A 13101-nucleotide genomic window follows, 5' to 3' on the forward strand; every position below is an offset into this window, starting at 1 on the left:
CCAGCCAAGGACCCAGATGCCCCGCTCGAAGAAGTTCCGGCGCGCCCGGCTGCTTGTGCTCGTGCTGGTCGTGCTGCTCGTGGCCGCCGTCGGAGGCGGTGGTTACTGGGCGGTGAGCGCCGTCCGCGCCTCCTTCCCCGACGTGGACGGCAGCGTCTCGGTGGCCGGCATGTCGGCGCCGGTCGACGTCAAGCGCGACGCCAACGGCATCCCGCAGCTGTACGCCGACACCCCCGAGGACCTGTTCCGCGCCCAGGGCTACGTCCAGGCCCAGGACCGGTTCTGGGAGATGGACGTTCGACGGCACATCACCTCGGGGCGGCTCTCCGAGATGTTCGGGTCCGGTCAGGTCGAGACCGACACCTTCCTGCGCACCATGGGCTGGCGCCAGGTCGCGCAGCAGGAGTACGACACCCAGCTCTCCGCCGACGCCAAGAAGTACCTGAAGGCCTACTCGGACGGCGTCAACGCCTGGCTGAACCAGCACCCCGGCGGCCAGGGCGCCTCGCTGGAGTACGCCGTGCTCGGCGCGGTCAACAGCGGCTACAAGCCCGAGCCCTGGGACCCGGTGGACTCGGTGGCCTGGCTGAAGGCGATGGCCTGGAACCTCTCCGGCAACCTGCAGGAGGAGATCGACCGGTCGCTGCTCTCCCAGGACTTCTCGCCGGAGCAGATCGCCCAGCTGTACCCGGACTACCCGTACGACCGCAACGGCACCATCGTGAAGACCGGCACGATCGGCAAGGACGGCAACTACCAGCCCGCCGACGGCTCCACCGCCCCGGCCGCCGCCACCGCTGCCGCAGCCCAGGGCCGGGCCGCCACCAAGTCGCTGTTCACCGACATCTCCGACAAGATGGCCGCGCTGCCGCAACTGCTCGGCCCGCAGGGCCAGGGCATCGGCTCCAACTCCTGGGTGGTCAGCGGTGACCACACCGTCTCCGGCAAGCCGCTGCTCGCCAACGACCCGCACCTCGGCCCCGGCCTGCCCTCGGTCTGGTACCAGATGGGCCTGCACTGCCGGACCGTCAGCGCCAAGTGCGGCTTCGACACCTCGGGCTTCACCTTCGCCGGCATGCCCGGTGTGGTGATCGGCCACAACCAGAAGGTCTCCTGGGGCTTCACCAACCTCGGCGCCGACGTCCAGGACCTCTACCTGGAGAAGGTGACCGGCCCCGACACCTACCTGGTCGACGGCCAGCAGGTGAAGTTCCAGACCCGCAAGGAGACCATCAAGGTCGCCGGCGGAGCCGACCGGACCATCACCGTCCGCACCACCAACCGCGGCCCGCTCATCTCGGACCAGAGCTCCGAGGAGCAGAGCGTCGGCAAGTACGCCCCCGCGGGCAACGCCGCACCCGACCGCGCCCAGGGCTACGGCGTGGCACTCCAGTGGACCGCCCTCACCCCGGGCAAGACCATGGACGCGGTCTTCATGCTGGACCGCGCCACCAACTGGACCGAGTTCCGCGCCGCCGCGGCCGACTTCGCGGTCCCGGCGCAGAACCTGATCTACGCCGACACCAGCAACAACATCGGCTACCAGGCGCCGGGCATGATCCCGCAGCGCACCAAGGGCGACGGCAGCTACCCGGCCCCCGGCTGGGACTCCAGCTACGGCTGGAAGAAGGACTTCGTGCCCTTCAACTCCCTGCCGTACAGCTTCAACCCCAAGAACGGCTACATCGTCACCGCCAACCAGGCCGTGGTGGACGCCACTTACCCGTACCTGCTCACCAAGGACTGGGAGTACGGCACCCGGGCCAAGCAGATCACCGACCTGATCGAGGGCAAGCTCAAGAACGGCGGCAAGATCTCGCCGGACGACATGCAGTCGATGCAGCTGGACAACACCAACGTGATGGCCCAGACGCTGGTCCCGCTGCTGCTCAAGGTCAACATCACCGACCCGTACGTCCGCGAGGCGCAGGACCTGCTGAAGACCTGGAACTACCGCCAGGACGCCGACTCCGCCGCGGCCGCGTACTACAACGGCGTCTGGCGCCAGCTGCTCACCCTCGCGTTCGGCCAGAAGTTCCCGGCCGACCTCCGGGCCAAGGGCGACTGCCTGCTGGTCCGCCAGAAGAGCAACAGCACGCTGCCGGACGGCGCGGTCGGCGCCGACACGCACCCGGTCACCGAGTGCGGCACCCGCGACGCCCACTTCGCCCAGCCGGACGGCGGCGACCGCTGGACCGAGGTGGTCCGGCAGCAGCTGGCCAACCCCAAGAGCCCGTGGTGGGACTACGTCGACTCCAACCACATCCAGCAGCACGGCCTGAACAACCTGCTCGCAGAGGCCCTCAAGGACGCCCGCCAGGACCTCACCGCGCAGATGGGCAAGGACATCAAGACCTGGAACTGGGGCCGGCTGCACTCGCTGAGCCTCAAGGAGCAGACGCTCGGCACCGACGACTCCTCGATCGCCTCCGGGCTGGTCCACGCGCTGCTCAACCGCGGCCCGTACCAGCTCTCCGGCGGCAGCGCGGCGGTCAACGCCTCCGGGTGGAACGCCGCGGCGGGGTACGACGTGGACTGGATCCCCTCGATGCGGATGGTCGTCGACCTCAGCGACTTCAACGCCTCACGCTGGATCAACGTCGGCGGCGCCTCGGGCCACGCCTTCCACGCCAACTACAACGACCAGACCGCCCTGTGGGCCAAGGGTGATCTGCTGCCCTGGGCCTGGTCGGCGGACGCGGTGGAGAAGGCCACCAAGCACAAGCTGGTCCTCAGCGCGCAGTAAGCCCGTGCAGTGACCCCACGAAGGGGCGGCGCGGTCCTCCGGGACGCGCCGCCCCTTCCGCGTCATCGGGGGCCGAAGCGGTGCACCGCGCTCGGTGTGACCACGGCGTGGACCGGGTGGTCGTGGGGCTCGGCGGGGACGGTGTCGAGGAGTTCGGCGTCGTACAGCAGCGTGGCCAGCAGCGGGTGTGCCCGGGCGCGGGCCAGCCGGGCCAGCACCCGGTCGTACGAGCCGCCGCCGCGCCCGAGCCGCAGGCCCCGCCGGTCCACCGCGAGCCCGGGCAGCAGGACCAGCGCGGCGCCGCAGACCGCGTCCGGACCGAGCCGGTGCCCGGTCGGCTCCAACAGGCCGCGCCCGGCGGGGGCGAGCCGCTCGTGGCCCTGGTACTCGGCCCAGTCCAGGTCGTTGTCGGGGAGCAGCACCGGCAGCAGCACCCGAACTCCCCGTCCCCGCAGGGCGTCCAGCAGGGGCCTGGTCCCGGGCTCCGTCCCGACCGACACGTACGCGGCGACGGTCTGCCCCGGACCGGCCAGCTCAACGGCGTGTTCCGACAGCGCGGCGGCGGCGGTTTCGCGCCATTCGGGCGACAGCGCACGTCGGTCCGCGAGCAGCCGTGACCTCAGCTCGGCCTTCTCGTTGTGCAATGGATCCTCCTGGGTCCGCTCCCGCCGACGCCACGGGTCTGTCCTGTGCCGGTCGGCGTTCAGAGCCTGACATGCGGAAGGCGATGGATGTCCACCCAGCTGCTGACCGGCGCCCTGGCCGGGCTGAGCGCCACCGGGCTGGCCGCGGCCGCGCTGTCCGGGTTGCGGCTGCGCCGGCTCGCCGCGGGCGCCGCCGAGCGGGAGTCGGGGCTGCGGCAGCGGATCGCCGAGCTGGAGGCCGAGCGGGACGCGCTGCAACGGACCGCGTCCTGCGACCCGCAGACCGGTGTCTGGAACTACCGCCATCTCCAACTGACCCTGGACCGCGAGGTGGAGCGCTGCCGCCGGGCCGGGACGGGCGCCGGCCCGCGCCGGCTGGCGCTGCTGATGATGGAGATCACGGGCTTCGAGGCGGTGGTCGCCGAGCACGGGCGGCGCCGGGCCAACGCGGTGCTGCGTGACCTGGCCCAGCGGCTGAGCGTGGAGATCCGTCGCTCCGACACCCTCGGCCGGTACGGCGGTGAGGAGTTCCTGGTGCTCCTGCCGGACACCGGCGCCGAGGGCGCGGCGCACGTGGCCGAGCGGCTCTGCTGGTCGGTGCGCCGGCACCAGCTGCTGGACTGGTCGCCCGCCGGCCCGCAGACCCGCAGGCCGGTCGGTGGCAACGGTCTGACCGCCGCCATCGGCATCGCGGTGCTGCCCGCCGACGGCATGCACGCGGCCGTCGTGCTGCGCGCCGCCGACCGCGCGCTCGCCCGCGCCCGCAGCGCGGGGGGCGACTGCTGGCGCTCCGCGCGGCAGTCCGAGCACACCGGTGACGAGAGCCCGGTCAGCCACACCAGACCCGTGGACCCGGTGCACCGGGCCGACCCGGTGCGGCATTCGCACGAGGCCGCCCTCGCCCGCGGCACCGACGACGCCGGGCCCGACGTCTCCCGGGACGGACCGGAGGATCGGAACAATCAGCCCGAAAACGCTGAAAGCACCGGTAATCTGGCGCCCTGCACCGAAGGGGCGGCACCGCTCACCTCCATCGGTGCTGCCCGTCCTCCCCGGCCACAACCGCCGGACACGACGGGATCTGAAAGTGATCTCGGGTTTACGTTCGGTTAACCCGGATCTCAGGTCAGCGGAACCATGCCTCAGTAAGGTCGACGCCATGACGAAGACGCACTCCCGAACGCCCGTCACGAAGGCGGTCGTTCCCGCCGCAGGGCTGGGGACCCGCTTCCTGCCCGCGACCAAGGCGACCCCGAAGGAGATGCTGCCGGTTGTCGACAAGCCGGCCATCCAGTACGTCGTCGAAGAGGCCGCCGCCGCCGGGCTCTCCGACATACTGGTGGTCACGGGCCGCAACAAGCGGGCCCTGGAGGACCACTTCGACCGGGCCTACGAGCTGGAGGAACTGCTCGCCCGCAAGGGTGACAAGGACCGGCTCACCCGGGTCCAGGAGTCCGCCCGCCTGGCCAACATGCACTACGTCCGCCAGGGCGACCCGAAGGGCCTCGGCCATGCCGTCTCGGTCGCCGAACAGCACGTCGCGGGCCAGCCGTTCGCCGTCCTGCTCGGTGACGACCTGATCGACCCGCGCGACCCGCTGCTGTCCCGGATGATCGAGGTGCAGCAGGAGCTCGGGGGCTCGGTGGTGGCGCTGATGGAGGTCGACCCCTCGCAGATCCACCTCTACGGCTGCGCCGCCGTGAAGCCCAACGGCTTCGGCGAGGACGTGTTCCGGATCACCGACCTGGTGGAGAAGCCGGACACCGCCGACGCGCCGTCCAACTACGCGGTGATCGGCCGCTACATCCTGGACCCGGCGGTCTTCGACGTGCTGCGCGAGACCGAGCCGGGCCGCGGCGGCGAGATCCAACTGACCGACGCGCTGCGCGAGCTGGCCCAGCGGGACGAGTCCGCCGGCGGACCGGTGCACGGTGTGATCTTCAAGGGGCGCCGCTACGACACGGGCGACCGCGCGGACTACCTTCGCGCTATCGTCCGACTTGCGTGTGAGCGCGAGGACCTGGGTGCGGAGTTCCGTTCCTGGCTCAGGGAGTTCGTGGCCACCGAGATGCAGGACTGAGCCGCGGCCGACCGGCCGCCGGGGCGCGACCGAGCTGCGAGGAAGCGAGCGTGAGGCGATGACCGGGACGAACGACCCCTGCTGCGAAGAGAGTTCGGCCCCGGCTGCGCCCCGGATGTGGACGGTCGACGAGCATCTCGCCGACGTCCTCGGGCAGATCGCCCCGCTCCCGCCGATCGAACTCCAGCTGCTGGACGCCCAGGGTTGCACCCTCGCCGAGGACGTGGTCGCCGCCACCGACCTGCCGCCCTTCGACAACAGCTCGATGGACGGCTACGCGCTTCGCACCGCCGACACCGCCGGGGCCACCGAGCAGTACCCGTCGGTGCTCACGGTGGTCGGCGACGTCGCGGCGGGCGCGGGCGAGCTGCCCAAGGTCGGCCCCGGCCAGGCGGCCCGGATCATGACCGGTGCCCCGATGCCCCCCGGCGCCGAGGGCGTCGCCCCGGTCGAGTGGACCGACGGCGGCGCCGGTACAGGGCGGGCCGCCGACAGCATGGCCGCCCCGGTCGAGGGCGAGGAGGTGCGCGTCCTGCGCCCGGTGGACGAGGGCGCGCACATCCGCCGCCGCGGCAGTGACATCGCCGCCGGCGACCGGGTGCTCCCGGCCGGGGCCATGCTCGGCCCGGCCCAGCTCGGCCTGCTGGCCGCCATCGGCCGCGGTACGGTCAGGGCCCGGCCGCGGCCGCGCGTGGTGGTGCTCTCCACCGGCAGCGAACTGGTCCAGCCCGGGGAGAGGGTGGGCCCCGGACAGATCTCCGACTCCAACAGCTTCACCCTCACCGCCGCCGCCCGGGACGCGGGCGCGATCGCCTACCGGGTCGGCGGCGTCCCGGACGACGCCGCCACCCTGCGCTCCGTCCTGGAGGACCAGCTGGGCCTGGCCGACCTGATCGTCACCAGCGGCGGCGTCAGCGTCGGCGCGTACGACGTGGTCAAGGAGGCCCTCCAGTCGGTCGAGGGCGGCGAGGGGGCCGGGGTCGACTTCCGCCGGCTGAGGATGCAGCCGGGCAAGCCGCAGGGCTTCGGCCGGATCGGGGCCGGTGCCGGAGTGCCGCTGCTGGCGCTGCCCGGCAACCCGGTCAGCGCGTACATCTCCTTCGAGCTCTTCGTCCGCCCGGTGATCCGCACCATGCTCGGTGCCGCGGACATCCACCGCCCGGTGGTCCGGGCCCTCTGCCCGGACGAGCTGCGCTCCCCGGCGGGGCGGCGGCAGTACCTCCGCGGCTGGTACCAGGACGGCGAGGTGCGCCCGGTCGGTGGCGAGAGCTCGCACCTGGTCGGTGCGCTGGCCAGGGCCAACTGCCTGATCATCGTCCCCGAGGAGACCACCGCGCTGGCCCCGGGCAGCACCGTGGATGTGGTCCTTCTCACGGACTGAGCGGGGCGGGGAGGTACGGTAGCGCGGTATTCGTACCCACAGCGCGGAGTTCGCGCCGCGCCTGTCTGCCGTACCCCTGGAGTTTCCCCGTGACCGCACCCTCCGGCGAGCGACCCGGCGACCGCCTCACGCACGTCGATGACACCGGCGCCGCCCGCATGGTCGACGTCTCCGAGAAGGCGACCACCGTACGGACGGCCGTGGCCGCCGGACGGGTGCGGGTGGCCCCGCGTGTGATCGAACTGCTGCGTGGCGAGGGGGTGCCCAAGGGTGACGCGCTCTCCGTCGCGCGGATCGCCGGGATCATGGGCGCCAAGCGGACCCCCGAGCTGATCCCGCTCTGCCACCCGATCGCCATCTCCGGAGTCAAGGTCGACCTGACCGTCACCGACGAGGCCGTCGAGATCACGGCGACCGTGAGGACCGCCGACCGGACCGGCGTCGAGATGGAGGCCCTCACCGCAGTCGCCGTGGCCGGCCTCACCGTGATCGACATGGTCAAGGCGGTCGACAAGGGTGCCGCGATCGAGGACGTCCGGGTGCTCGCCAAGACCGGCGGCAAGAGCGGCGACTGGTACGCGCCGGAGGCCTCGCGATGAGGGCACTGGCGGTCACCGTCTCCAACCGCGCCGCCGCGGGGGTGTACGAGGACAGGGGCGGCCCGCTGCTGGTCGCCGGACTGCGCCGGATGGGCTTCGAGGCCGACGGCCCGCGGGTCGTCCCCGACGGCGACCCGGTCGAGGCCGCCCTGCGCGAGGCCGTCGCCGCCGGCTACGACGTCGTGCTCACCACCGGTGGCACCGGAATCTCGCCGATGGACCTGACCCCCGAGATGACCGCCCGGGTCATCGACCGTCAGATCCCCGGCATCGCCGAGTCGATCCGGGCGCACGGGCGCGAGAAGGTGCCCACCTCGGCGCTCTCCCGGGGCCTGGCGGGCCTGGCCGGACGCACCCTGATCGTCAACCTGCCCGGCTCCACCGGCGGCGTCAGGGACGGCCTGGCCGTCCTCGAACCGCTGCTCGCCCACGCCGTGGACCAGCTCGGCGGCGGCGACCACCCCCGGCCGGCCGCGGACGAGGGCGGGCCAGCCGGGCCCGCCGCGGGTTCCGAGGGAGGCGCGAACTGAACAGCGGCTGGCAGGTGGAGCTGCACCAGGGGGACGTCACGCTGCGCCCGATCAGGGTCCGTGACCAGCGCGCCTGGCAGGAGGCCAATCGGCGGAACCGGGACTGGCTGCGCCGCTGGGAGGCGACCGTTCCGCCCGCGCAGCAGGGCCGGATGGCCGGCTCCCGGCCGACGTACCGGCAGATGGTCCGCTACCTGCGCGGCGAGGCGGCGGCCGGGCGGATCCTGCCCTTCGTGGTGCTCTACCGGGGTGAACTGGTCGGCCAGTTGACGGTCGGCAGCATCACCTGGGGCTCGATGTGCTCGGCCAACGTCGGTTACTGGATCGACGAGGCGGTGGCCGGCCGGGGCATCATGCCGACCGCCGTGGCGCTTTCGGTGGACTATTGCTTCGCGGTTCTCGGCCTGCACCGGATCGAGGTCTGCATCCGACCGGAGAACGGGCCGAGCCGCCGGGTCGTCGAAAAGCTCGGCTTCCGCTCGGAGGGAATGCGTCCACGGTATCTGCACATCGACGGGGACTGGCGGGACCACCTGGTCTATGCGCTGACCGCCGAGGAGGTGCCGGAGGGCCTGCTGAACCGCTGGCGTGCGGTCAGTTCCCGAGGTCAGTACGGTAATTGAATATATGTTCGAATAGATGATATCGATATGGCATCGCCACCCCCGCGAGTGGTCACAAATGCCGGCAAAATAGTCGGAGAATCAGCTTGATCGCACGACACGCCGTGCCAAATTGCTGCCGGGCCTTCACCGACCCCCGTACCGTGTGAAAGGTGAGCAGCAGCGGCCTTATCTACGCGGTCATCGTAGGGGCCTGGGCTGCCTATCTGGTGCCGATGTGGCTCCGCAGGCAGGACGAGCTGAACGAGGCTCGTCCGACGGAACGCTTCAGTACCGCGATCCGCCTGCTGGCCGGCCGATCGGCACTGGAGCGGCGGGCGGCCCGGTCCCTCGGTGACGACGGCGACAGTCCGGCTTCGGAGCCGGTTCCCGACTCGGAGTCCCCGGAGTCCTTGGAGTCCTTGGAGTCCCCGGAGTCCCCGGAGTCCCCAGGATCATCGGGCGCTTCGGCCTCCGCCGACCGGAGCGAGGTGGACGCCCCTTGCCAGGCGGCCTCCGGGCCTTCGCCGCAGCGGGGTGCGCAGGCCCGCCCGGGCGACCGGCGGGCCCGGCTGCTGGCCCGGCGGCGGCGGATGGTCACCACACTCTTCCTCGCCTTCGCGGCGGGTGCGGTGACCGCCGCGGTGGCGGGCGTGGCCTTCCTCTGGGTCCCGGCCGTTCCGGCGATCCTCCTCACCCTCTACATCGGCTACCTCAGGCGGCTGGAGCACCAGCGGTACGAGGTCAAGCTGGACCGCGCCCGCGCCGCCCAGGCCGCCGAGCGCCTCCGCGAGCGGGAGCGGGCCCGTGCGGGCCGCCCCGAGGTGGCGGGGGACGACGCGTTCCCTACTGAGCGGGGGGCTGAGCCGGACGCGGAGCGGGCGGACGAGTCGACGGTGGAGCTCGCGGCGGAGCGGTCGGCGGACCGGGCGGGGGAGCGGGCGGGGGAGCGGGTCTTCGAGCGTCCTGCCGACTCCGACCGTCCGCACCTGCGGGTGGCCGAGCCGGGCGGGCGGCGCGAGCCCGCGGAGAGCTCGGCCGCGGTGCTGGCGGAGGCGACCGACCACGAGGAGTGGGTGGACGGCATGCGTGAGAACGCCGCCGCCGGTCCGGAGTCGTGGGAGCCGGTTCCGGTGCCGTTGCCGACGTACGTGACCGCTCCGGTGGCCCCCCGGGTCACCCGCGGCCTCGATCTCAACGCCCGTGACGCCTGGGACTCCGGTCGCCCGGCCGAACTCCGCAGGACGCCCCTCTTCGACCAGTACGCCGAGGTCGTCCCACCGCCGCCGGGGGAGGACTACCTCGCCCGCCCCCGGGCTGCCAACGAGTAGCCCGCCCCGACCCCTCACGCCCCGCCGCCGGTCAGTGACCTGCAGCGGGGCGTCCGGCTGGCAGGGGGGTGGTCACGAGCCACCTCGAAAAGGTGCTAGAGTTCTTTCTCGTTGGGGCTGTGGCGCAGTCCGGTAGCGCACCTCGTTCGCATCGAGGGGGTCAGGGGTTCGAATCCCCTCAGCTCCACCCAACGACTGTTCACGAGTCCGACTCGTGACTGGTCACGAGATCCCGCTCGGCCGACTCGGCCGGGCGGGATTTCTGCGTTGTGAGGGCCTGTTCGAGGCGATGTCCGATCTCGGCAGGCCTTCGCGAGTAACGTCCGGCGGGCTTTGGCAGCACTTCGGGGGTGGTTCGGGGTGCAGGAGGCATGCCGGGGCCGCCGTTGGGGTGTGGGCCAACGACAGTGTGACGTAAGTCGCTTCCGGGCTTGGGTGGACGGCTCGTCAGGCGGCTGGTGGGGGAAGCCCGTTGATGGCGGCGGGGGCGTGGGTGAGGCTGTCGTAGTCCTCGTCGGCTCCGGGTGCGGAATTCTCGGTGCCGGCGGTCTCGGTCTGGAGCCAGTCGTGGATGATCTGCAGGTTGATCATGCAAATCATGAGCGCGAGGAGGAGGGACTGGGCGACGCGGCCGTGGGCGAGGCGTTTCTTCGGCTCGGCGATGTCGATGCGGTGGCCCTTGGCCCGGCCGTTGAGGCCTTCGTTGTTCGCCCGGATGGGCCGGTAGGTGTCGTGCCAGGCTGCGCCGAGGTAGGGCCGGTCCTGGCGGAGTTTGTCCAGCTTGCCGAGGTCGCCGGGGCGGATGGTGATCGTCGGCTTGCGGCAGATTCTCGGCAGTTCTGTCCCTGGCGGTGGCCGGAGGCGCTCGGCGGGGCTGATCTGGACGGCGGGTTTCGCCGAGGGGTGGGCGGCGGTGGCGCGGGCGTTGGTCAGATCGATGACGGCCGGCACGTTGGCTTCTGGCCGGTGGAGGCGGTTGAAGCGGGGGCAGGTCACCGCCGGGGAGGGGCCCGCAGCTGGGCATTGCAGTCGGATGGTGCCGGTGTGGTCGGGGCCCTGTTTGCGTTTGAGGAAGTAGGGCTCCCGCGCGGCGATGCGGCTGGTCTGCTGGTCGTCGAGGTTGCGTACGGCTTTGTCGTCCAGGCCCGTGGTGGCGTTCGCCAGCGCGTCCGGCATGGCCGGGCAGGCGAGGGCGCCGTCGACGAGCAGGGCGCCGAGGTGGGTGCCCTGGATGCCGCGCTGGTCCTGTTTGTAGTCGAGGACGAGCTGGTAGCCCAGGCGGCGGGCGGGCATGGCGAAGTGGTGGGTCTGCTGGTCGGTGTAGGCACGGTCGGCGGCCAGCAGGCCGGTGGGCAGCCGCAGGCCGAGCAGGGCGAGGGCGTCGAGGGCCTGGACGGCGTTGGGGCCGATGCGCTTGCCGGGAGTGTCCAGGACGAGTCCGAGCGCGAGCTGCGGATGCCGGCTGACCCGCTCGCCTGCCTTGGGGTGGCCGACTGGATGCCGTCTGCTGGCGGCGACGAGCACGGTCGCGCTGTGGCCGAAGACGCCCTCGTCGCTGCCGCCGCTGAAGTGCCAGCCGGCGGTGGTCTCGACGGATGCGAGATCGCGCCGCTCGCTTGGTGGGTGGTGCCAGGCGGGGACGGAGGTGGTGTCGACGCCGATGTCGCCGAGCCAACGTTTGAGGTGACCGCGGCGGTGGGCGAGGCGGACGGTGACCAGGACGAGCCGGTTGCTGATCTCCTGGAGTACTGCCCTGCGGCGGACGTGTTCGGGCGCGTCGTCCTCCCAGGCGGCGGCGTGGACCGCCGCCTCGGCGAGCGGCAGGCGCGTTCGCCGGTCGCACCGGCTGGGATCGAGCGCCGTGGTGAGGCGGTCGAAGCTGCGGTAGACGCGGCGCGTGAACGCGATCCGGGCATGCTGGTCCTGCGGGTCGACATCCTGGACGCCGAGCCAACCCTGCGCGGTGACAGTCAGCTGGTCCAGCAGGATCCTGCAGGCGTCGGCGAGCGACGCGCTGTTGTTGTAGTGCAGCGACAGCAGCAGGGCGACCAGGACGGTCTGCGGGGGCAACCCGGGCGGTCCCGGGCGGCCCTGGAGCTCGGTGTCGATGAGTTCGACGGCTCCGGACTGGTGCAGCAGATGCGTGAGCTGCCCCACCTTGGAGTCCGGGATCAGTGCGGGCGCGTCGCTGGCCGGAAGGGGGCGACAGTGCCGGATCTTCGTCGGGTCGCGCCACGAACCCGGGACGGTCACGGTCGGCGGCCCCGCAGGAGCCGGGATGCTGTTGCGTCGTCGAGTGGTGGGACGAAGTGCTGGTAGCGGGCCAGGGACGCTGCCGAGGCGAGGCCGGCCGCCTTGGCGATGAGGTCGTGGTCGATGCGGTCGCACATGAGCTCGACGATCCAGGTGGCCCGCAGCCGTCCGGCCGACAGCTGTGGCAGACCGGCTGGCGGCTGGTGGACCAGCGACCAGGAGCCGATCAGGTTCTTGGCGTAGGGCGTGGTGCGGCGGGGCCGGAACAGGTAGCCGCCGCCGGCCAGGGCGGCGAGCTCGGCGAGGACATCCTCCCAGCCTTCCCGGGCGACCACAGGAGAGCGGTTGATGCCGGTGTGCACCAGCGGATGCCCGGGGCCGGCGCGGCGGAGGTCCCGGCCGCGGGAAGCGGCGACCTCTCTGGGCATGAGCCCGCAGCCCGCACCGAGCCCCATCAGGGCGAGCGCGTCGGTCCGCTGCTGGCCCGGCAGATAGCTCGCCCAGTGTCGCAGCCCCGCCAACTCGCCTGCTTCGTATGGCTCGTGAGGATTGGCGGGCGCGTGCAGCCGGGGCGGAACCGGCTCGCCTCGGTCGGTCCAGGCCAACGCGTCGCGTACTCGCCGCAGCCAGGTGCGGTAGGTCTGCACCGTGGTCGGCGCCACGCTGCCCGCCCGGGACAGCACGAAGGCATCGATGACCTCGCCCCGCAACCAGGCATCCGGCTCGCGCGGCAGCCCACTCGCCTCCGCCCACAGTGCCAGCCCGGCCGTGGCGTGCAGCAGCCGCTCGACGTCGTAAGGCACTGCGGTGACCGTGGCGGTGACGACCGCGCGCACCAAGGGCGCGACGTCGTCCCAGGCCGATGGCGCCTCGCGAGGGCGGTAGCGGGCGATCTTCGCGGACGTGTCTGGATCAAGGACCACGCTCCACGAATA

11 protein-coding genes and 1 tRNA gene are annotated in these 13101 nt (G+C 72.1%); 9 read left to right on the forward strand and 3 right to left on the reverse strand.

Annotated elements, in window-relative coordinates; genetic code table 11:
- Positions 1–16 precede the first annotated feature (16 nt).
- A complete protein-coding gene (locus ACZ5ON_RS15160; RefSeq protein WP_465591353.1) occupies positions 17–2746 on the forward strand; it encodes a penicillin acylase family protein in 2730 nt (909 codons plus the stop codon).
- A 62-nt stretch (positions 2747–2808) separates the two neighbouring features.
- On the opposite strand, the gene ACZ5ON_RS15165 is transcribed toward ACZ5ON_RS15160, so the two are convergent.
- Positions 2809–3390, reverse strand: a complete 582-nt coding sequence (locus ACZ5ON_RS15165; protein WP_465591356.1) for a 5-formyltetrahydrofolate cyclo-ligase — start codon at positions 3388–3390, stop codon at positions 2809–2811.
- A gap of 87 nt (positions 3391–3477) precedes the next feature.
- Here ACZ5ON_RS15165 and ACZ5ON_RS15170 point away from each other — a divergent pair, with 87 nt between their 5' ends.
- The 8 genes from ACZ5ON_RS15170 to ACZ5ON_RS15205 all read left to right on the forward strand — a co-directional run bounded on the left by ACZ5ON_RS15170 (position 3478) and on the right by ACZ5ON_RS15205 (position 10100).
- The gene (locus ACZ5ON_RS15170; RefSeq protein ID WP_465591359.1) at positions 3478–4503 is read left to right on the forward strand and encodes a GGDEF domain-containing protein; all 1026 of its coding nucleotides are present in this window, start codon (positions 3478–3480) and stop codon (positions 4501–4503) included.
- Positions 4504–4549: 46 nt separating this feature from the next.
- On the forward strand, positions 4550–5470 hold the full coding sequence (gene galU / locus ACZ5ON_RS15175) for a UTP--glucose-1-phosphate uridylyltransferase GalU (protein ID WP_465591362.1): 921 nt from the start codon (positions 4550–4552) through the stop codon (positions 5468–5470).
- A gap of 58 nt (positions 5471–5528) precedes the next feature.
- Positions 5529–6851 carry a molybdotransferase-like divisome protein Glp gene (gene glp, locus ACZ5ON_RS15180; protein WP_465591365.1) on the forward strand — a complete coding sequence of 441 codons (1323 nt, stop codon included), beginning with the start codon at positions 5529–5531 and terminating at the stop codon, positions 6849–6851.
- A 158-nt stretch (positions 6852–7009) separates the two neighbouring features.
- Positions 7010–7450, forward strand: a complete 441-nt coding sequence (moaC, locus tag ACZ5ON_RS15185; protein ID WP_465591791.1) for a cyclic pyranopterin monophosphate synthase MoaC — start codon at positions 7010–7012, stop codon at positions 7448–7450.
- Complete coding sequence (locus tag ACZ5ON_RS15190) at positions 7447–7980, forward strand: MogA/MoaB family molybdenum cofactor biosynthesis protein (RefSeq protein WP_465591368.1); 534 nt, start codon at positions 7447–7449, stop codon at positions 7978–7980. Before moaC ends, ACZ5ON_RS15190 begins: the two co-directional genes overlap by 4 nt.
- 14 nt (positions 7981–7994) lie before the next feature.
- Positions 7995–8603, forward strand: coding sequence for a GNAT family N-acetyltransferase (locus ACZ5ON_RS15195; protein ID WP_465591372.1), 609 nt, complete (start codon positions 7995–7997; stop codon positions 8601–8603).
- Positions 8604–8755: 152 nt separating this feature from the next.
- A complete protein-coding gene (gene sepX, locus ACZ5ON_RS15200) occupies positions 8756–9913 on the forward strand; it encodes a divisome protein SepX/GlpR (RefSeq protein ID WP_465591375.1) in 1158 nt (385 codons plus the stop codon).
- Between the two features lie 113 nt (positions 9914–10026).
- A tRNA-Ala gene (locus ACZ5ON_RS15205) sits at positions 10027–10100 on the forward strand.
- A 260-nt stretch (positions 10101–10360) separates the two neighbouring features.
- Here ACZ5ON_RS15205 and ACZ5ON_RS15210 read toward each other — a convergent pair.
- Positions 10361–12166, reverse strand: coding sequence for a hypothetical protein (locus tag ACZ5ON_RS15210; RefSeq protein ID WP_465591378.1), 1806 nt, complete (start codon positions 12164–12166; stop codon positions 10361–10363).
- Positions 12163–13089 (reverse strand): hypothetical protein, encoded by a 927-nt coding sequence (locus ACZ5ON_RS15215; RefSeq protein WP_465591381.1) that lies wholly within the window; start codon positions 13087–13089, stop codon positions 12163–12165. Before ACZ5ON_RS15215 ends, ACZ5ON_RS15210 begins: the two co-directional genes overlap by 4 nt.
- Positions 13090–13101 lie beyond the last annotated feature (12 nt).

Source organism: Kitasatospora sp. NPDC032150 (genome assembly GCF_055579945.1).

Bases quoted from the DNA above. Each gene is read 5' to 3' on its own strand.
- ACZ5ON_RS15170 (WP_465591359.1), top strand. From the start codon at position 3,478: ATGTCCACCCAGCTGCTGACCGGCGCCCTGGCCGGGCTGAGCGCCACC.
- moaC (WP_465591791.1), top strand. From the start codon at position 7,010: ATGGTCGACGTCTCCGAGAAGGCGACCACCGTACGGACGGCCGTGGCC.
- ACZ5ON_RS15160 (WP_465591353.1), top strand. From the start codon at position 17: ATGCCCCGCTCGAAGAAGTTCCGGCGCGCCCGGCTGCTTGTGCTCGTG.
- galU (WP_465591362.1), top strand. From the start codon at position 4,550: ATGACGAAGACGCACTCCCGAACGCCCGTCACGAAGGCGGTCGTTCCC.
- ACZ5ON_RS15190 (WP_465591368.1), top strand. From the start codon at position 7,447: ATGAGGGCACTGGCGGTCACCGTCTCCAACCGCGCCGCCGCGGGGGTG.
- glp (WP_465591365.1), top strand. From the start codon at position 5,529: ATGACCGGGACGAACGACCCCTGCTGCGAAGAGAGTTCGGCCCCGGCT.